12 protein-coding genes are annotated in these 20,085 nt (G+C 70.9%); 2 read left to right on the forward strand and 10 right to left on the reverse strand.

All coding sequences use genetic code 11. From position 1 onward, the window contains the following. Positions 1-8: 8 nt before the first annotated feature. The 5 genes from ABYF38_RS04500 to ABYF38_RS04520 form a co-directional block, all read right to left on the reverse strand. Positions 9-1,208, reverse strand: coding sequence for a VIT1/CCC1 transporter family protein (locus tag ABYF38_RS04500; RefSeq protein ID WP_371152945.1), 1,200 nt, complete (start codon positions 1,206-1,208; stop codon positions 9-11). Between the two features lie 10 nt (positions 1,209-1,218). Next, entirely contained in the window at positions 1,219-1,494 is a 276-nt protein-coding gene (locus ABYF38_RS04505) for a YtxH domain-containing protein (protein WP_371152946.1), read from the reverse strand. 183 nt (positions 1,495-1,677) lie between these two features. Next, on the reverse strand, positions 1,678-4,041 hold the full coding sequence (gene metE / locus ABYF38_RS04510) for a 5-methyltetrahydropteroyltriglutamate--homocysteine S-methyltransferase (RefSeq protein WP_371152947.1): 2,364 nt from the start codon (positions 4,039-4,041) through the stop codon (positions 1,678-1,680). Between the two features lie 14 nt (positions 4,042-4,055). Then, a complete protein-coding gene (locus tag ABYF38_RS04515; protein WP_371152948.1) occupies positions 4,056-5,024 on the reverse strand; it encodes a methylenetetrahydrofolate reductase in 969 nt (322 codons plus the stop codon). Positions 5,025-5,275: 251 nt separating this feature from the next. Further along, positions 5,276-6,763, reverse strand: a complete 1,488-nt coding sequence (locus ABYF38_RS04520) for an endonuclease/exonuclease/phosphatase family protein (RefSeq protein WP_371152949.1) — start codon at positions 6,761-6,763, stop codon at positions 5,276-5,278. 79 nt (positions 6,764-6,842) lie between these two features. Between ABYF38_RS04520 and ABYF38_RS04525 the strand changes: the two genes are divergently transcribed. Next, positions 6,843-12,023: a DUF3418 domain-containing protein gene (locus ABYF38_RS04525; RefSeq protein WP_371152950.1), complete on the forward strand. Its 5,181-nt coding sequence runs from the start codon at positions 6,843-6,845 to the stop codon at positions 12,021-12,023. Positions 12,024-12,210: 187 nt separating this feature from the next. Here the strand turns inward: ABYF38_RS04525 and ABYF38_RS04530 are convergent, their stop codons facing one another. After that, a complete protein-coding gene (locus tag ABYF38_RS04530; RefSeq protein ID WP_371152951.1) occupies positions 12,211-13,740 on the reverse strand; it encodes an ATP-binding protein in 1,530 nt (509 codons plus the stop codon). 176 nt (positions 13,741-13,916) lie between these two features. After that, on the reverse strand, positions 13,917-15,527 hold the full coding sequence (locus ABYF38_RS04535; protein ID WP_371152952.1) for a Na+/H+ antiporter NhaC family protein: 1,611 nt from the start codon (positions 15,525-15,527) through the stop codon (positions 13,917-13,919). A 163-nt stretch (positions 15,528-15,690) separates the two neighbouring features. On the opposite strand from ABYF38_RS04535, the gene ABYF38_RS04540 reads away from it, so the two are divergent. Next, positions 15,691-16,146 carry a SprT-like domain-containing protein gene (locus ABYF38_RS04540; protein WP_371152953.1) on the forward strand — a complete coding sequence of 152 codons (456 nt, stop codon included), beginning with the start codon at positions 15,691-15,693 and terminating at the stop codon, positions 16,144-16,146. A gap of 10 nt (positions 16,147-16,156) precedes the next feature. Here ABYF38_RS04540 and ABYF38_RS04545 read toward each other — a convergent pair whose 3' ends face one another. The 3 genes from ABYF38_RS04545 to nrdF form a co-directional block, all read right to left on the reverse strand. Next, positions 16,157-16,723, reverse strand: a complete 567-nt coding sequence (locus ABYF38_RS04545; protein WP_371152954.1) for a low molecular weight protein-tyrosine-phosphatase — start codon at positions 16,721-16,723, stop codon at positions 16,157-16,159. A 96-nt stretch (positions 16,724-16,819) separates the two neighbouring features. Then, positions 16,820-19,021 (reverse strand): cell wall-binding repeat-containing protein, encoded by a 2,202-nt coding sequence (locus ABYF38_RS04550; protein ID WP_371152955.1) that lies wholly within the window; start codon positions 19,019-19,021, stop codon positions 16,820-16,822. Positions 19,022-19,025: 4 nt separating this feature from the next. After that, the gene (gene nrdF / locus ABYF38_RS04555) at positions 19,026-20,000 is read right to left on the reverse strand and encodes a class 1b ribonucleoside-diphosphate reductase subunit beta (protein ID WP_371152956.1); all 975 of its coding nucleotides are present in this window, start codon (positions 19,998-20,000) and stop codon (positions 19,026-19,028) included. Positions 20,001-20,085 lie beyond the last annotated feature (85 nt).

The following is a 20,085-nucleotide window of genomic DNA, read 5'->3' on the forward strand; positions in this document are numbered from 1 at the left end:
TGACCCGCCTAGCCCACTTGAGTTCCAAACAGTAGGCCCAGCCCGTAGGTGATCGCGGCAGCGCCGTAGCCGATCCCCAGCTGGCGCAGGGCCCGCACCAGCGGCGCAGATCCGGACAGCAGGCCCACCACCGCGCCAGTTCCCAGCAGGCAGGCGCCCACCAGCAGCGCCGACCACAGCACTGCGGCCAGCCCGGTGGCGCCGAACAGGTAGGGCAGCACCGGCACCAGCGCCCCAGAGGCGAAGAACGCGAACGAGGACGCCGCAGCCTTGCCGGCCTCGCCCACCTCCTCGAAGGTCTGCACCTGCTCGAAGGAGCCGGTCTGGGCGTCCAGGCCGGCCCGGATGGCGCTCAGGGTGCGCTGGGCGTGCATCTCCGCGAAGTCCGGGTCCTCGCCGCGCGCCCGGTAGACCAGGGCGAGCTCGTTGGCGTCCACGTCCAGCTCCGGCAGCACGTCGGTGACGTCCGGGTCGGGGCGGGAGGCCTCCAGCAGCTCGCGCTGGGAGCGCACGGAGACGTACTCGCCGGCCGCCATGGACAGCGCGCCGGCCAGCAGGCCGGCCAGGCCCGTGGCCATGACGGTGGAGGTGGCCACGCCCGTGGCGCCGATGCCGAGCACCAGGGCCAGGTTTGAGACCAGGCCGTCGTTGGCGCCGAAGATCGCGGCCCGGAAGGTGCCGCTCATCTGCTGGCGGCCGCGCTGGGCCAGGGAGCGCACCACCTCGCCGTGGACGCGCTCGTCGGCCACCATCTGGGCGGTGGCGTCCGGCTCCTGCGGGTATTCGCTGCGCTGCTCGGCGCGCTGCAGCAGCGCCAGGACGAACACCGGCCCGAACAGGCGGGACAGGGCCCGCATCGGCAGGGTGAGGGGGTGGCGGCGCGGCGGCGGGTAGGCGTGTGGCCCCAGCAGCTGCAGCCAGTGGGACTCGTGCCGCGCCTCCGCCTGGGCCAGCTTGCGCAGGATCTGGCCCTCCTCGCCGTCGCGGCGCTCGGCCAGCGACCGGTAGGCGTCGGCCTCCGCCCGCTCCTCGGCTAGGCGGCGGCGCCACCGCTTGATCTGGGCCGGGGTGTGCCCGCAGTTTCCCTGCTCGCAGGCTGCGTATTGCGGCGAGTCAGCCCCTGCGGGTACGCCTGAGTTGGTGGCCGACGTTGCCGCCCACTGCTCCTGTGCTCCCGCCGGCTGGCGAGCGCCCGGCCCCGTCTCCAAGGCGCCTAGCTTAGGCGTCGGTGGGGGTGGTCTTGCCGCCGTCCTGCTGCGCCCCGAACATGCGCTCCTTGACAATGCCGGCCATGCGGTCGGTGACGTCGGTGCCGACCTTGCGGGAGACCTCGGAGACCTTGGAGGTGGCCTTCTCGACGGTGGACTTCACCACCGGGGTCTCCAGGAAGTTGGTGGCCATGGTCTTCATGCGCTCGTACTGCGCGCGGCCAGCGCGCGTGCCCAGCACGTAACCCAGACCCATACCGACCAGCAGCGTGAACTTCTTGCCCATTTGTTTCCTTCCGTTCGGCCTCAAGCCTATGCGTTAGCGCTCTTGCACAAAAGTGCAGGCCACGTGGACGGGGCAAGGGGGCGGGGCGCCGCCGCGCGACGCCCCGCCCCCGTCCAGCCCCTTCCGGGCTTGGCCTTGCCCCTTTCCGGGGCCGGCCCGCCCCGGGCTAGCTAGCGCACCGGCTCACCGGGACTCGATCTCGGCGCGCACCTGCAGCGCGGCCGCGACCATGTTGTCCAGCGCCGCCTTGGTCTCCTCGTAGCCGCGAGTCTTCAGGCCGCAGTCGGGGTTGACCCACAGCTGGCGCGGGTTGACGGCTGCGGCGGCGGAGCGCAGCAGCTCCACCTGCTCCTCCACGGAGGGCACGCGCGGGGAGTGGATGTCGTACACGCCCGGGCCGATGCCGCGCTCGTAGCCGTGCTCGCCCACCGCCGGGAGGATCTCCATGCGGGAGCGGGCAGCCTCGATGGAGGTGACGTCGGCGTCCAGCGCGTCGATCGCGCCGATCACCACGTTGAACTCGGAGTAGCACAGGTGGGTGTGGATCTGGGTGTCCGGGCGCACCCCGGAGGTGGAGAGCTTGAAGGAGCCCACGGACCACTCCAGGTACTCGGCCTGGTCCTTGACCTCCAGGGGCAGCAGCTCGCGCAGGGCGGGCTCGTCCACCTGGATCACGGCGATGCCAGCCTCCTCCAGGTCCACGATCTCCTGGCGCAGCGCCAGGCCCACCTGGTCGGCGGTCTGGCCCAGCGGGATGTCGTCGCGCACGAAGCACCAGGCCAGGATGGTGACCGGGCCGGTGAGCATTCCCTTGACGGGCTTGTCGGTGAGGGACTGGGCGTACTTGGCCCACTCCACGGTCATCGGGGCCGGGCGGGAGACGTCGCCCCACAGGATCGAGGGACGCGTGCAGCGCGAGCCGTAGGACTGCACCCAGCCGTGCTGGGTGGCGGTGAAGCCGTCCAGCAGCTCGGCGAAGTACTGCACCATGTCGTTGCGCTCGGGCTCGCCGTGCACCAACACGTCGATGCCCAGCTCCTCCTGCAGGGCCACCACGGAGGCCACCTCGGCGCGCATCGCGTCCTCGTACTGGGCGTCGGTGAGCTCGCCCTTGCGGTGGGCGGCACGGGCCTTGCGGATCTGCGTGGTCTGCGGGAAGGAGCCGATGGTGGTGGTGGGCAGCAGCGGCAGGGCCAGGCGCTCGCGCTGGGCGGCGTCGCGCTCCTCGAAGGACTCGCGCTCCCGGTCGGCGGGCACCACGGCGGCCACGGCGGCGCGCACCTCGGGGCGGTTGACCCCGGGGTGGGCGGCGCGGGAGGCGCGGGCGGCGGCGTCCGCAGCGAACTCGGCGGCCACCGCGTCGCGGCCCTCGCTCAGGGCGCGGGCCAGCACGCCCACCTCGGCCACCTTCTGGTCGGCGAACGCCAGCCAGGAGCGCAGCTCGGGGTCCAGCTGGGTCTCGCGATCCACGTCGTAGGGCACGTGCTGCAGGGAGGTGGAGGTGGAGACCACCACGTTGGCCTGCGGGCCCACCCCGGCGCGCACCTGCTCCAGCTTGGCCAGGGCCTCCTCCAGGTTGGTGCGCCAGATGTTGCGGCCGGAGACCACGCCGGCCAGGACGGTGCGCCCGGCCAGGGCGGCCAGGTCGTCCTCGCCGGGCACCTCGCCACGCACCAGGTCCAGGGCGAAGCCCTCCACGCCGGTCGCGGCCAGCGCGGGCAGAGCGGCGCGGGCGGTGCCGTAGGGGGTGGCCACGATGATGCGCGGGCGGGAGGCGGCGTCGGCCAACTTGGCGTAGGCGGAGGCGGCGGCCTCAACCAGGCGGGCGCGGTCGATGTCGGCAAAATCGGCCACCAGGGCGGGCTCGTCCAGCTGCACCCACTGCGCCCCGGCGCCGGCCAGGTCGGCCAGCAGGGCCGCGTACTGCTCCACCAGATCCTCCAGGCGGGTGAGCGGGTCGAAGCCGGGGGCGCAGTCTGCGGCCTTGGACAGCGCCAGGAAGGTCACCGGGCCCACCAGGACCGGGCGGGGGGCCGACGTCCCGCCGGCCTCCCCCTGGCCCGCGCCGCCCTGCTCGGCGGCCGCCACGGCCTCGCGCAGGTAGTCCACCACGTGGGAGTCGACGTAGCGCAGCGGGGTGTCAGGGCCGATCTCCGGCACCAGGTAGTGGTAGTTGGAGTCGAACCACTTGGTCATCTCCAGCGGGGCCAGCTCTCCCTTGCCGCGCGCCACCGTGAAGTAGCCCTCCAGGCTCAGCTTGCCCTCGGCGTCCAGCAGGTGCGCAAAGCGCTCGGGCACGGCGCCGATGGTGGCCACGATGGAGAGCATCTGGTCGTAGTAGTGGAAGTCCAGCGGCACGCCGGCGCCGCTCAATCCCAGCTCGCCCAGGCGGGCGCGGGTGCCGGCGCGCAGCTCTGCGGCGGAGGCCCGCAGCTCTGCGGCGCTGGAGCGCCCGGCCCAGAAGGACTCTAGGGCGCGCTTGAGTTCGCGGTCCCGGCCGATGCGCGGGTAACCGAGGATGGTGGCGGCGGGGAAGGGGGTGCTCATGTGCGTGAATCTCCTTATCGGGCCGGGGTGAGGGCGGTGAGCGTGGCCTCTACGAGGTCCTCGGTGAAGCGACGGTCGGTGGTGGTTGATAGGAACTTGGTGGCGAACAGGTATTCCAGGATGTCCAGGCTGGGGCGGGGACGGTTGAAGGTGTAGAGGTGTACGCCCGGCGCCCCGGCGGCCAGGGTCCCGGAGATGAGGTCCAGGGTGGCGCGCAGGCCGGCGCGCACCCGCTCCACCGGGTCGGCTTGGCACAGCGCGGCCGCCAGGTGGTCGGGCACCTCCAGTCCGGCCAGTTCGGCGATGCGCTGGGTCCGCTGCGGGTCGGTGAGCGGGGCGAAGCCGGGCAGGATGGGGGCGGTGACGCCGGCGGCGTCGGCGGCCTGGCGTAGGCGCGCGTAGTCGGCGGCCTCGAAGAAGACCTGGGTGATGGAGTAGTCCGCCCCCGCGTCAGTCTTTTCCTTCAGGGCGGCCAGGCCCGCGTCGAACTGGGCGCCGGGGGAGCCGGGATAGGCGGCCACGCAGATGGACACGTCCTCGCCCGGCAGCTGAGAATCGGCGATCTCACGGATCAGCGCCACCAGCTCCGCTCCGGTGGACAGCGCCCCGGCCGAGGGCCGGTAGGTGGCCCAGGTTTCGCCGCGCGGCAGGTCGCCACGCAGGGCCAGGAAGTCGCGCACCCCGGCGGCCAGCAGCTCGGTGATGGTGGCGGTCAGCTCCGCGCGGGTGGCCCCGATGCAGGTCAGGTGCGCCACCGGCTTCAGGCTGGTCTTTTCCAGGATGTGGGCAAGCACGGCCATGGAGACGTCCCGCGTGGACCCGCCGGCGCCGTAGGTGACGGTGGCCATGTCCGGTTCGCTGGCCAGCAGCTTGTCGATCCCGGCCCACGCCAGGGACAGGTTTGCCCTGGAACGCGGCGGGAAGAACTCGAAGGAAACCAGCGGCCGGTCCCGCTTGGCGGTGAATAGCGTTCTGGTAGACACTTCCTCTCCCATCGATCCTGGCTGAAGCACCCTCAGGGGTTGCTGCGACGTCTTAGAGCCAGGTCTCTCGATCGCTCTGGATGGTTCGCCTACCTTCTCAGGCCGCCTTTCCCACCCGCACTGCACGTCCAGCATTTGATACGCAGGCGTTCAGATTCTGCCTTGCGGGGTCGACGTTCCACCGCCCCCTCCCCTGACACGGCCTCCACGCGGGGCGGCGCCTTCGACGCGGGGATGCGCGGGACGTCGGACTACTTCAGCTCAAAACGCATCAGCACGGCGCGGTGATCGGTGTACTCCAGATTCAGCACCTCCGCGGCCACCGGGGTCACGCCCGGGCCGATCAGCGCACCGTCGATCGGGGCCCCCAGCAGGGCGGGCACACCGACCGGCCACGTGCCCACCGAGCCCTGCCCCAGCTGGTGCATCGCCAGGCCACACTGGGAGGAGCGCACCAGGGCGTGGTCCCGCGTCGAGTTCAGCGTGCCGGCCACGATCAGGCCGGTGCGGGTACGGTCCGAGCACAGGGAGGTGACCTTCTCCAGGTCCGCGCGCCACTGCACCATGCTGTCCCGCTTCGGGGAGGCGCCGTGCACCGCCGCGATCGTGGGCGCCCCCTGCGTCACCGGGGCCAGCAGCACCGAGCCGTTGGCCGTGCCCAGCTCCCGCTCCAGCCGGTAGGGGCCCAGGGCCGTGGAGACCAGCACCGTGGTGGTGGCCCCGCGCCGGGGAGGAACGCCCGACTGCGGCTTGACCCCGTCCACCAGCAGGTCGCTGCCCGCAGCCGCGTAGACGGTGAAGGCACCGGTGGGCTTGATGACCGCCGGGTCCTGGAACACCGCCTCGTCGAACACCGGCAGGGCGTCGCTCGGCAGATGCGCCATGTGCAGCTTGGTGAGATCGTTGGCGACCTGCGCGGCCATCTCTGCGGAGGACTCCGGCAGCACGATCACGTCCGCGCCGGCCTGCTCAGCCAACAACGCCACGTCGCTCGCCAGCGTCACGCGGCCGTCCAGGTTGGCCACCAGCACCGTCACCGCCCCGCCCTGCCGGGTCAGGCTCCAACCCAGGTCCGGGCCCACGCGGGCACCCGTGTTGATGCCGGCGCTGCGCACCGAACTGACGTGCAGGCCCACCCCCAGCGCGAATATCAACGTCACGATCCACAGGTAGCGGCCGGTGCGGGTGGTGAACGTCCGCCACAGCGCCATCACCAGGTAGACCAGCGTCAACAGGGCGAAGCCGATCGCCACCACGCTGCGCAGGGCGATGAGTTGCGCGAACGGGAAGGTCAGCGAGGCCGGAAACCTGCCAAAGAGGTCGGAAAACGCGTCCGGCTTGGTGGAAAAGACCACCAGCAGGAACAGGAAGAAAGCCACCGCCCCCCAGAAGATCGCGCGCACGCGCTCCTGCAGGGTCATCGCGCCCGACCGCAGGCGGGCCAGCGGGCTGGGCAGATTGTTCATCACCGCCTGCCACGCGCCGGAGGAGACGGAGCGGGCCACGTCCTGCACCGGGCGGTCGCCGATCACCTGCTTGATCTCGGTGACCAGGGCGTCCTCCTTGGGACCCACGGCCTCGTAGCGCGAGTAGCCACCCTCGCCCGCCTGCGCGCCCGTCTGCGCGCCCGCAGCCTCCGCCGACTCCCCCGCGCCGAAGCCACTTCCGCCCGCCGGGTTATCTCCGCCGCCCGCGCCCGCGCCCGCGCTGAAGGCGTCGCTGCCTTTCCCAGTGTTCACGCCAACATCTTGGCACGCCGCCCGCCGGGCGCGGGTCCCCCGAGGGGCGGCTTTTGCCTCCACATTTAGAATGAGTGGCATGAATGCTGGCTCCCGCGCTGGCCGCGCGGACTCCCAGCGCGGCTTCTCCCCGCAACAGATCGAACAGCGCCGCGCGGCGGTGCCCACCCTGACCTACCCAGACCTGCCGGTGAGCGCCCGCCGGGAGGAGATCCTGGCCGCCATCCGCGATCACCAGGTGGTGGTGGTGGCCGGCGCCACCGGCTCCGGTAAGACCACGCAGCTGCCCAAGATGTGCCTGGAGCTGGGGCGGGGCGTCACCGGGCTGATCGGGCACACCCAGCCGCGCCGCATCGCCGCGCGCTCCGTTGCCGAGCGCCTGGCCTTCGAGCTGGGCGTGGAGGTCGGTGGCGCGGTGGGCTACCAGGTGCGCTTCACCGACGAGACCGCCCCGACCACCCTGGTCAAGCTAATGACGGACGGCATCCTGCTGGCCGAGGTGCAGCGCGACCCCCTGCTGCGCCGCTACGACACGGTGATCGTGGACGAGGCCCACGAGCGCAGCCTCAACATCGACTTCATCCTGGGCTACCTGGCCCGCCTGCTGCCGCTGCGCCCGGACCTGAAGGTGGTCATCACCTCCGCCACCATCGACTCCGCCCGCTTTGCCGCCCACTTCGAGCGCTTCGCGGCCACGCCCGTGCCGATCATCGAGGTCAGCGGCCGCACCTTCCCGGTGGAGATCCGCTACCGGCCCTTGGTACCGCAGCGCGAGCTGGAGGGGGACGACGCTGCCGCCGGCCGCCCCCAGGAGGTTGGCGCAGCGACGCCCGCCGCCGCAGATACCCGGGCGGCCGCTGCGGATACCCGCCCGGCCCGGGCCGCCGCCTCACCGGCAAGCAAGGCCCCGACCGGCCCCGCCGGCATGGTCAATGCCACCGCGAGCAGCGCCGGCACCGGCGTCGGCGTCACCGGCAAGGACGGCGCTGCCGCGCCCACCCGCGCCGACCTGGAGGCCGCCGCCTTCGCCGCCGCCCTCAGGGCCAGCGCCGCGCGCGGGCCGGGAGTGGTGCAGCTACCCGAGCTGGCAGCGCCCGCCCCAGCGCCGCAGCCCGACGAGCCCGGGGCCAGCCAGGCCCGGCCGCTGCCGGCGCAGCCTGCAGCGGCACCCGCCGCGCCCGAGCCGACCCGGCAATCGTGTGCGCCGCAGCCGCCCGAGCAGCCCCTGGACCTCCTCTTCGAGGGCGACGAGCGCTTCCCCAGCGAGGAGATGGACCAGGTCAGCGGCATCTGCACCGCCGTGGACGAGCTGCTGGCGGAGTCCGCCGCCCTGCCCGCCGACGGCTCGGGCCGCGACATCCTGGTGTTCCTGGCCGGCGAGCGCGACATCCGCGACACCCACGCGGCGCTGATCGAGCACCTGGGCTCGCGATACGTGGCGGACCCGAAGGCGCGCGGCCACCGCCCCGACGGGGTGGAGATCCTGCCGCTGTTCGCCCGCCTGACCACCGCGGAACAGCACCGGGTCTTCGAACCGCACTCACTGCAGCGCATCGTGCTGGCCACCAACGTCGCGGAGACCTCGCTGACCGTCCCCGGCATCCGCTACGTGATCGACCCGGGCCTGGCGCGCATCTCCCGCTACTCCAACCGCACCAAGGTGCAGCGCCTCCCGATCGAACCGGTCTCTAGGGCGTCGTCGGACCAACGCGCCGGGCGCTGCGGCCGCGTGGCCGAGGGCATCGCAATCCGCCTGTTCTCCAAGGCCGACCTCGCTAGCCGCGACGAGTTCACCGAGCCGGAGATCCTGCGCACCTCCCTGGCCAGCGTCATCCTGCAGATGACCGCCCTGGGGCTGGGGCGGGTGGAGGACTTCCCGTTCGTGGACCCGCCCGAGGCGCGCGCCGTGCGCGACGGCGTCACCCTGCTGGCAGAGATCGGCGCGGTGCGGCAAGAGAACGGGGACATCGCGCTCACCGCCATCGGCCGCCGCCTGGCCTCCCTGCCGATCGACCCGCGCCTGGCCCGCATGCTGATCGCCGCCGACGAGGCCGGTTGCGCCGCCGAGGTGCTGGTTATCGTGGCGGCCCTGTCCATGCAGGACGTCCGCGAGCGCTCGGCGGACAAGGCCGCCGCCGCAGACGCCGCTCACCGGCGCTTCGCCCACCCCACCAGCGACTTCCTCACCTACATCACGCTGTGGCGCTACATCCGCACCCAGCGCCGCGAGCTGTCCGGCAGCGCGTTTCGGCGCATGTGCCGCGCCGAGTTCCTGCACTACCTGCGCGTGCGCGAGTGGCAGGACCTAGTTACGCAGCTGCGCCAGCTGGCCCGCCCGCTGGGCCTGAAGCTCTCCCCCATCGCCCTGCCGGACACGGAGGACCTGGTGGCGGCCGCCCTCACGGAGGGCGGGGCTGCGCTGAGCGGCGGGGCGGGCACGTCGGGCGCGGTGGCCGCCGCGTGCGTGGCGTTCGCCTCCTCGGGGCGCGGCGCGGACGAGGCCGCGGTCCACCGCTCGCTGCTGACCGGCCTGCTGTCCAACGTGGGCACCTGGGACGAGCGCAAGAAGGAGTACGCCGGCACGCGCGGCACCCGCTTCACGATCTGGCCCGGCTCCGGCCTGGTCAAGGCCCGGCGCACCCCGGCGTGGGTGATGACCGCTGAGCTGGTGGAGACCTCCCGCCTGTTCGCGCGCACCGTGGCCCGCATCGAGCCGGGCTGGGTAGAGGAGCTGGCCGGGCACCTGGTGGCGCGCTCCTACAACGAGCCGCACTGGTCCCGACGCAACGGGGCCGCCATGATCAACGAGAAGGTCCAGCTCTACGGGCTGACCCTGGTGGCCGCCCGTGAGGTGCTGCTGGGCCGCCTGGGCGAGACGCCGATCGGGGACGTCACCGCCCGGGAGCTGGCCCGCGAGATGTTCATCCGCCACGCCCTGGTGGAGGGCGACTGGCACGGCCGGCACGCGTTCGTGAAGGAGAACGAGCGGCGCGTGGCCGCCGCCCACGAGGTCGAGCGCCGCACCCGCACCCACGCCCTGGTGGCCGACGCCGAGGCCCGCGCCGCCTTCTTCGCCGCCCGCCTGCCTGCCCACGTCACCGGCGCCGCCGCCTTCGACAAGTGGTGGAAGCGGGCGCGCACCACCGAGCCCGACCTCCTCACCTACCCAGAGGAGCTGCTGCGCCCGCGCGGCGCGGGCGTGGAGGGCTACCCGGACTTCTGGCAACAGGGGGACATGCGCCTGGAACTGCGCTACGAGTTCACGCCCGGCCGCAGCGACGACGGTGTCACCGCCGTCATCCCAGTGGACCTGCTGGCCGCCGTACGCCCGGACGGCTTTGACTGGATGGTGCCCGGCGTGCTGGACGAGCTGGTGCTTGCCACCTTGCGCGCCCTGCCGAAGGCCGTGCGCCGCCAGCTGGTGCCCGCCCCCGACGTGGCCAAGGAGGTGGTGGAGGTGCTGCGCGCCGCCCACCCGGTCTTGGTGGGGGACGACGTTGCCGCCGGCCGCAGCGAGGACGCGCCCGCCCCCAGTGGGGGCGCGGGGAAGGCGGGGGCCGGGCCCAAGAGCGCGACTGCGGCTGGCGACGCCGAGACAAGCGACGGGCCGACGAGCGACCGGGGTGCGGACGCGTCCACGACGGGAGGCGGCGCCGGGCCCGAGGGAGCGAGCGCCGCGAAGGCGCTGCCGCGCACGCTGGTGCCCGGGGCCTCCATGCGCGACGCGTGGGCGCTGCTGCGCGCCCAGGCCGAGGAGCGCGAGGCGGCCCGCGTGGCAGCTAGGGCCGGGGTTCGCCCGGACGCGGCCAGCCCCCGGGGCACTGGGGCAGACGGGGCGCCGGACCGCTCCTTCCGCACCGCCTTCACGCGCGCGGTGGAGGCCGCGCGCGGCGTGGTCATCCCGGTCGAGGCCTGGGAGGGCGTGGAGCTACCCGACCACCTGCGCATGACCTTCCGCGTGGTCAGCGCCCGCGGCGCGGTGCTGGCCGAGGGCAAGGACCTGGGCGCCCTCCAGCGCGAGCTGGAGCCCGCCTCCACCGACGCCGTGCGCAGCGTGGTGCGCGGCGCCCTGGCCCTGGCGCTGGACGAGGCCCGCTCCGCCCAACAAACCCAGCGGCGCGGCAAGGGCAAGAAGGCCGGCACTGAACCGCAGCCCGGCACTGCGCAGGCGGGCGACGCTCAGGGCGCCAAGCGCGGGCAGGCGGCCGGGTCCGGTGGCCCGTCCCCTGCGGCCGCCACGCGGGGCGGCGCGCGGGCCCAGGCGGGGGCGGGCGGGAACGTCGGCCACCTGAATGCGCCGGCAGATCCGGGCGGTGGCGCACTCAGCGCCGTGCAGGCCGCCGCGATGGAGGCCAGCGACCTGAAGGACTTCCCCGCCCAGCCGCTGCCCGACCACGTCGAGGTCAGCGCCGCCAGCGGAATCGTGCGCGCCTACCCGGCACTGGTGGCAGCCGCACCGCCGCAAGCGCGCGCGGACCTGAAGCTGCTGCCCACCGCCGCCGGCGCCGCCCGGGCCCACCTGCTCGGCGTGCGCGCACTGCTGCTGCAAAAGGTGGCGCTCAGCGAGGCGCGCGTGACCTCCCGCTGGACCGGGGCCGAGGCCCTGACGCTGGCCGCCAGCCCCTACCCCAGTACCTCCGCGCTCGTGGCCGACGCGCAGTGGGCCGCCGCCGGGCTGGTGCTGGCCGAGTGGGGCCGCGCCAGCGGGCAGTCTCAGGCGGTGCGCCACCCGGCCCAGTTCGTCGCCCTGCTGGCCTACGCCCGCCAGCACTTCGAGGACGCCGTCTACCGCGTGCTGCGCTGGTGCGCCGCCGCGCTGACCGAGGCGCGCGCGGTGGACAAGGCCCTCTCCAAGGGCACCACGCTGGCCCTGGTGGGGGTGGCGGCCCAGGTGCGCGCGCACCTGGAGCACCTGCTGACGGCCGGCTTCCTGGGCTCGACCCCCGTGACCGTGCTGCAGCACCTGGCGCGCTACGTCAAGGCGCTGACGCGCCGCTTCGAGCGGGCCGGGGTGGACGCGGGCGGCGACCAGGCCGCCGCCCGCGTCGTGGAGACGTTGGAGCGGGAGCTGGCGGCCGCCTTCGAGGCCGCGCGCGGGGCGGGCAGCGCCGGGCAGGAGGCGCTGGGGCGCCTGGAGTCCGTCGGCTGGCTGCTAGAGGAGCTGCGGGTGAGCCTGTTCGCCCAGGCGCTCGGCACGCCGGTGAAGGTGAGCGAGAAGCGGGTGCGCGCCGCCCTGCAGGAGGCCGCCAAGCTGCGCTGACCGGCCGCGCCCGCGTCACTCAACCCTCACTGAGGTTCACTGAGGCCTCAGTCAATAGAGTGATGAGCCATTTCGCTTCACTGAGAGGCCTCATTTCTTCAGTGAGGGCCTCACTTTCTTCACTGAGCGCCTCACTTCATTCAGTGACGCCTCAGTGAGATGCACTGAGGCCCACCGAGCCCCACCCCTAGTCGGTACTCAGGCGGGAATCACGCACGGCCCTGCCCTTCTCCGTGAGCACGTAGGCCCGCAACCGAGAGGTTGCAGGGGCGGTGGCCTCGATCAAGCCCTGGTCCACCATCTCTCGCAGATGTGGGCGCAGCGAGGTCACGTTTGCACCTAGTGCTGCCGCCAGTTCGCGGGCAGAGATCGGCACCGACTGCTCCAACCGGTCCAGCACGTCCAGCCAGACACCCTTCACCTCTTGCGCGTCGGCCGTCCGGCTCTCCTGCCTGAATATGGTCAGCAGGACGGCCCCGTCGCGCTCCACAAATGTGGGCCTGCGCAATCCGGCACTCTCCAACGCCTGCAGGATGCGCGGCACCCCACTGCCCTGGGCTTCCGCAATCGACCCCTGCCCGCCAGGCACTGGAACCCCGCGCAACAGCCTGCTCAGCGTCTGATTCCGCTCGGCTTTCCGGCCTTCGAAGATGTTCGCGGGAGTGATGCCACCCCACAGACTGCCGGGGTTGAAAACCTCGATGCGGTCCGGGTACACATCCACCGACACGGGCGTCCCGGTGCTGTACTCGGAGTAGTCCCTGTGCATGACCGCGTTGGTGACGGCCTCACGCAGCACCTCCACGGGGATCTCCGGCACATCCAGGCCCTCCACCCCCTTCACCTCTCGCCGCACCTTCAAGTTGAGCATGATTCGCTTCAACGCGTCGTCGATCATGAGCGGAATGGGACCGTCGCACACCTGGCGGTCCAGGAAACGGGTCTGCGCATCCTCGCTCTTCCGGATTCCGGGATGCACGGTCACGTCGATCACGAGCTGCGGGAATTCCTGCTGCGGGTACTGCCCGAAGGTAAGGTAACCGGCCACGGTCACCTTCCCGTCGCGATCCATCACGCCCATCCGACGCAGCACCTGCTCCTCAGTGTCCGCACCGGTCAGCATCCGCGATCCGCTCGCTTCGATGCGCTCGATCGCCTGCCCAATCCAACCCCGGTCCAGGTCTGCCAGGGTCACCGCTTCAATCGCCTTGGCGTCGTACCTCTGCTCGATCCACTTGCTCGATATCGCGAAGATCTCGTTGCGGGTGAGCAGACGATCCTGGTCGCCCACTCTCTTGAACGAGCCGTTCTCCTTGCCCTTGCTCATCACGTAACAGGGGCCGGGGCTCTCGCTGGTCTCGTAGTTGACCGGGAAGACTTCGACAACCACCAGTCTTTCGCCCTCGAACGGGAAGATGTCCGCACGCACGCGCGGGATGGGGCTCACCTTCTGCCCGGCCCCTTCCCCAAGACCGTCAAGAAGTGACTGTTGCCGCTTGCTCGCCTCGAACTCCTTCACCGGCGTAAAACCAGCATGCTCGTCCAATCCCAGAATGAGCGTGCCACCCGAGGTGTTTGCGAACGCCGAAACGGTTTCCCACACCGAACTACCCAGGCCCTTCTCGGCTGCTTTCACCTCCACGCCTTGGGTTTCTGCCCCAAGCAGACGCAACCGCGCAATCGTCGCCGCAAGTTCCTGGTCCCGGGTGATGCTCATGACGCGAGCATATCTTCACTGAGCACGTCACTCAATAGAGTGACGGGCCGTTTTGCTTCACTGAAGAGGCCTGTTTCTTCAGTGAGAGCGCCACTTTCTTCACTGAGCGCCTCACTTCATTCAGTGACGCCTCAGTGAGATGCACTGGGGCCCACCGAGCCACGATCCAGCCGCACTCAGGCGTCGACGCGCTTTTCCAGCTCCTCCTGCGAGATGGATGGCCACTTGACGCGGGCAAAGAAAGCGAAGGCCACCACAGCTCCCAGCATGACCGCGAACCCGATCCAGGCGCTCGTGGTGAGAGCAAAGGTCACGTATCCCAGCAGGGAGGCTGCCGCTGCCACAGCGGCGTAGGGCAGCTGAGTGTTGACGTGGGTAGTGAGATTGCAGCTGGCTCCCGTGGAACTGAGGATCGTGGTGTCGGAGATCGGGGAGCAGTGGTCACCAAACACGGCTCCTGCCAGGACCGCCCCGAAGGCAGCGACCAGGACCTCCTCACCGCCGGGCACGGCAGTGAGCATCTGCCCGGCCAGGGGCAGCAGGATCCCAAAGGAGCCCCAAGAGGTGCCGGTGGCAAATGCCATCCCCGCAGCGAACAGGAAGAGTACTGGCACTAGCCAGACTGCGGGCACCGAGGCCGCCGATACCAGGGAGCCCAGGTACTCGCCGGTACCGAGGGCGGAGATGAGGGAACCCAGTGTCCAGGCCAGCAGCAGGATGTAAATGGCCGGGAGCATGGAACCGGCGCCGCTGGCCACTCCCTTGCCGAGCACTTTGAAGCCGAAGTCGGGGCTGCGCAGCGTATAGCGCAGGTAGTAGTAGAAAGCGGCCACTAGGCCAACGCCACCGCCGATGATGAGGGACATGGAGACGTCGGTGTTGGCCAGGATGTCCAGCACGGCCCAGGAGCCGCCGGAGCGCTGCCCCGTCCACACCATCGCGCCGAGCACCCCGAATACGAGCGCGAAGAATGGCACGATCAGGGCGCGGCGAGCGCCGGGCTCGTAGCGGGGCAGGTCGTCCGTGAGCTGGCCTGGCACGGCCAGGGCCGGGTCGAAGGTGGCCTTTTCCACGATGGCGCGGCGTTCTTCAGCGCGCATGGGGCCAAAGTCGATGTCCCAAGCGATGACGAACCAGATGAGGATGATCGCGCCGATGGCGTAGTAGTTCATCCCGGCCGCCCGGATGAACGCCCCGGCCCCGGAGAGGGCGAGTCCGGAGGCGGCGACGATGGGGGCCATGGTGCCGATGATGGAGGCGCCCCAGGAGGAGAAGGGGGCGAGCACGGCCACGGGCGCGGAGGTGGAGTCGATCAGGTAGGCGAGCTTGGCCCGGGAGACGTGGCGACGGTCGGTGATGGGGCGCCCCACCTGCCCCACGGCGAGGGCGTTGAAGTAGTCGTCGATGAAGATGACCACGCCGAGCGCGGCGGCCAGGAATTGGGCGCCGCTGCGGGTCTTGATCCGCTTCATGGCCCACTCGGCGAAGGCGCTGGTGCCGCCGGCCATCATGACCAGTGAGGTGATGACGCCCAGGATGAGCAGGAAGGCGAGGATGAAGATGTAGTAGAGGTTCGCCTCGCCCGCCTCGAAGTCCCAGAAGATTCCGGCGAAGGAATCCCACAGTAGCTTGCCCGCCTTGAGGGGGTTGCCGCCGGCGTGCAGCAGCGCCGCAGTGACCACGCCGAGTCCCAGGGAGGGCAGCACCTTTTTGGTCCAGATGACCAGGATGATCGCCAGCAGTGGCGGCAGGATCGACAGGGCTGGGTAGGACTCGACGATGGTCATCTTCGCCTCTCCTTTGGGCATGTCTTTGGGAGGGATTAGGCAAAGAGTAGGTCGGCGTCCAGGATTTGATAAGGTCCGCTCACTATTTGTACAGGGCCGTCCGGGGTGCGCCGTCGCCCGGGCCACCACCTGCCACAATGGGCGCCGACACTCGGGAGGGCGAATGGATCTGGCGGCGGTGGAGCGCATGGCGCGCACGCTCATGGACCAGCACGGGCTGACCAACTGGACCTTCAAGTTCGACCGCGCCCGCAAGCGCGCCGGCGCCTGCTCCTCCACGCGCCGCACTATTTCCCTCTCCCGCGCCCTGATGGAGCTATTTGGGCACGACGCCGTCCGCGAGACCATATTGCACGAGATCGCCCACGCCCTGGTTGGGGACCGGCACGGGCACGACTCGGTGTGGCGCGCCAAGGCCCAACAGATCGGGGCAAGCGGTGCCACCAGGCTGCCCGCTCACCTTCCCTCGGTGCCGGGCCAGTGGGTGGGCAGGTGCCCCAACGGGCACGAGGTGCACCGCCATCGGCGCCCCTCCCCCCGCCCGGTCTCTTGCGCGCGCTGCAACCCACGCCCGGACAAGCGCTTCCAGATCGTCTGGGAGGAGCGGCCCGCCCGCTGAGAAGCGGACCCTAGAGCCGGCGCAGGTGCCCCAGCAGGGCAGGAACGGCGGCCTCGATGGTGGCTAGGGTTTCCACAAAGTCGCTGTGGGAGCCGTACCAAGGGTCGGGCACGTCCAGCTCACCGCGCTCGCGCGCCTTTTCTAGGGCATCGACCCCCTGCGGCGCGCCGGGCTCGAATTCGCGGAACATGCGCAGCTCGCGCACGCGCTCGCCCCGAGCGCGTGCGGCAGCGGCTTCTTGTGCGCCCAGCAATTCGATACCGGCTGCGGCAGCACGGGAGCGCAGCACCCGGTAGTGTTGCGCGGTCATGGCAAGCACCAGGTCTTGGGCGGCCAGCTCCGCGTCGGCAACCCGGTGGGCTGTGGCCCTGGGCCCGGAGGGCAGGCCGTTTTCCGCGAGGACCCGCACGGCGCGGCGGTCCATGGGCCGCCCGTGCTCCTCATCGGAGACCCCGGCGCTGGTGACCTGGGCTTCCACCCCGGCCTGCTGGGCGCGCAGACCCACCACCACCTCCGCCATGGCGGAGCGGCAGATGTTGCCGGTGCACACCATCAAGACTCGCGGGGACTGGTTCATGGCTGCCTCCCAGGGTTGGACCGATCTGGCACGAAAACGGGCAGTGCCCGGCGCTTTAAGCGCCGGGCACCACCGTATCCGAAAACCCCGCCAGCTCTACTTCGCGTAGTAGGCGGCCCAGTTAAGCGTGTCTTGACTGACGGCGTTGACCCCACCGACGGCGGTGACGCTCTTGGGCTTGTGCCGGGTCAGGAAGGCGCGGGTGGGCACGGCCAGCGCCTGCGGGTAGGTCAGCAGGATCGGCCCGCGCGAGTAGGAGCCGGCCACCACCGCGTCCACCAGGGAGCCGCTGTTGACCAGGTAGGCGCTGTCCTTGGGCAGGTTCAGCTGGGTGAGCGCGTGCTCGGCGATCGCGGTGGCGGTGGTGAACCGGGAGTCGCCCGCCAGGCGGGCGGTGGTCCGCCCACCGGCGACGTCGGCCAGCAGGGAGGTGGGCACGGCGCTCTCGCCGCCCAGGGCCACCACCTTGGAGGGGGCCAGGCGCGCCACCTCCTCCTTCACGCGCTCCAGGTCCGCCCCGGCGCCGGTGACCAGCAGGATGGGCCCGTCGGTCAGCACGGCACCGGCCACGGCGTCCGGGGAGCCCTCGCCACTGGGGCCGACGCCGTCGGCCAGGTAGACGGTCTGGGCGCGGCCCGGGTAGCGCAGCTTGGACAGGGCGATCGAGGTACCCACGCGGCTGTCACCGGCGGCGCGCCCCACGGGCTTGCGGGTGGCGCCGTGCATGGCGCCCTCGAAGAACACGCTCATGGAGCTCTCGCCGCCCACCAGCACCACCTTTTGCACGCCCAGGCGCTTGATCTCGTTGACCAGGGCCACGCTGGGGGCGGTGGCCTTGGCGGGGACCAGCAGCAGCGGCCCGTCGGTCATGGAGCCGGCCACCAGGGCGTCGGCCACCAGGTCGCCGCGCGCCACGTAGGCCACCTTGGCGACCCCGGACTGGGGGTAGGCGTCCTGGGAGACCGCGATGGCAGTGGAGAAGCGGTCGCTGCCCCCGGCCCGGCGGGAGGGGACGTCGAACCCGGGCGGGGCGGCGTTCGCGCCGACCTCCTGGCGCGGGTCACCGAACCACTCGTCGTAGATGTAGACGAAGTTGCGGTTGCCGTAGGTGGAGCAGCGGTCGCCCGTCTGCCAGGCGCCCACGCGCAGCGCTGCGGCGTTGGGCACGTAGGGGGTGTAGTTGTACAGGCCGGCGGTCGCGGCGCTGCGCGGGGTGACCGTGGTGGAGCCGCAGGACTTATCGAGTGCCTGGTAGTCGATGCTGCTGGTCTTGCCCTTGGCGTAGTTGAAGCCGCCCGGGTTGAGCCGGTAGCGCTGGAACTGCTGGGCGGCCAGGTAGAGCTGGTTGGCCAGGCCCTTGGCCCACTCGAAGCAGGGCTGGCCGTCGGGGCAGCCGAATCCCATGGCGGACTCGTAACGCCAGCCCTCCGGGGGCTTGCTGGCGGTGATCATGCCCTGTTCCTTCTCCAGCGTGGTCATCAGGGCGCGCGCGGAGACGTTACAGGCCAGCGAGGTGTAGTAGATGATGGAGGCGATGTCCTGGTCCTTGACGCCCTTGTAGGCCACGGGGCAGGCGCGGGAGGCCTTCTCATCCACCGTGGTGATCCGGTAGTCCTTCAGGCAGGTGCCCCACGGGGAGGACTTGCAGTTCTTGCCCTTTTCGTTGAGGAACGCCCGGATCTCCGCGATGCTCATGTCTCCGCCCCGGAAGAAGAGCGAGTCGGTGATGAGCAGGTTCTTGTCGAAGCTGAACTTGGGCTTGTAGCCGAAGGTGGAGAAGGGCTGCATCGGCCCTGGTCGCACCGCCCGCAGACCGTCGTTGCCCTCCTGGCCGCTGGCCGGGTAGGGGTTGTTGGCGGCACTGGGCAGCGGCCTGGCGGAGGCCGCCGGCGTGGCGCTGGGATCGGCCGTGGTGTCCGACGCTCCGCCCGCCTCCTGCGTGCCCACGCCGCCCGGCGTGGCGGCCTGGTTCTCCTGGCCGTCGGCGGCCGGGGTGGCCGCCTGGTTCTCCTGGCTGTCGGCGCCCGGCCCCGGCTGACCGGCCTGGTCACCCGGGGCACCCGAATCGCCAGCACCGCCGGTAGCGCCCGGCTCGGGCTGGCCGGCCTGCGTCCCGGCGTCCTTAGTGCCCTGCCCGGCGGCAGCGTCGGCCACCACGGACTGCGAGGGGGCGGGCGCGGGGGCGGAGGCGTCGGCAACCGCCACGGGGGCGGCGAGGGGAATGAGTAGGGAAAGGGCCGCGCCGGAGAGCACGGCGAGTTTTGCAGCGCCAAGGACACTGCGGCGCGTTGAAGTCATGTAGTTAGAACTCCCAGTCTTCGTCCTGAGTGGCCTCCGCCTTGCCGATCACGTAGGAGGAGCCGGAGCCGCTGAAGAAGTCGTGGTTCTCGTCGGCGTTCGGGGAAAGCGCGGCCAGGATGGCGGGGTTGACGTCCACACTGTCCTTCGGGAACAGGGCCTCGTAGCCCAGGTTCATCAGCGCCTTGTTGGCGTTGTAGCGCAGGAACTTCTTCACGTCCTCGGTCAGGCCCAGCGGGTCGTAGAGGTCCTCCGTGTACTGCTCCTCGTTCTCGTAGAGCTCCATGAGCAGCTCGAAGGTGTAGTCCTTCAGCTCCTGCTGACGCTGGGCGGAGGCCTCGCGGACGGCCAGCTGGTACTTGTAGCCGATGTAGTAGCCGTGTACGGCCTCGTCGCGGATGATCAGGCGGATCAGGTCTGCGGTGTTGGTGAGCTTGGCGTGGGCGGACCAGTACATGGGGGCATAGAAGCCGGAGTAGAACAGGAAGGACTCCAGCATGGTGGAGGCCACCTTGCGCTTCTCCGGGTCGTCGCCGCGGTAGTAGCTCAGGATGATCTCCGCCTTGCGCTGCAGGTTGGGGTTCTCTTCGCTCCAGCGGAAGGCGTCGTCGATCTCCTTGGTGGAGATGAGGGTGGAGAAGATGGACGAGTAGGAGCGGGCGTGCACGGACTCCATGAAGGCAATGTTGGTGAGGACCGCTTCTTCGTGGGGGGTGCGGGCGTCAGGGATCAGGGAGATCGCGCCGACGGTTCCCTGCACGGTGTCCAGCAGCGTCAGGCCGGTGAACACGCGGGTGGTCATCTCCTGTTCCTGCGGGGTCAGGGTGTGCCAGGACTGGATGTCGTTGGAGAGCGGCACCTTTTCAGGCAGCCAGAAGTTGCCCGTCAGGCGGTCCCAGACCTCTAGGTCCTTTTCGTCCTGGAGCCGGTTCCAGTTGATGGCGTGAACAGCCTCGACCAGCTTGATCTTCTCTCCCACTTGCCTCTTCCTTTCGGCTCTCGCCTTACGTGTTGACCGGGGCGGGTTAGCGCTTGTGCCGCTTGGGGCCCGAACGTTCGACACT

Origin of the sequence: Buchananella sp. 14KM1171 (assembly GCF_041380365.1) — a bacterium.
Classification (GTDB): domain Bacteria; phylum Actinomycetota; class Actinomycetes; order Actinomycetales; family Actinomycetaceae; genus Buchananella; species Buchananella felis.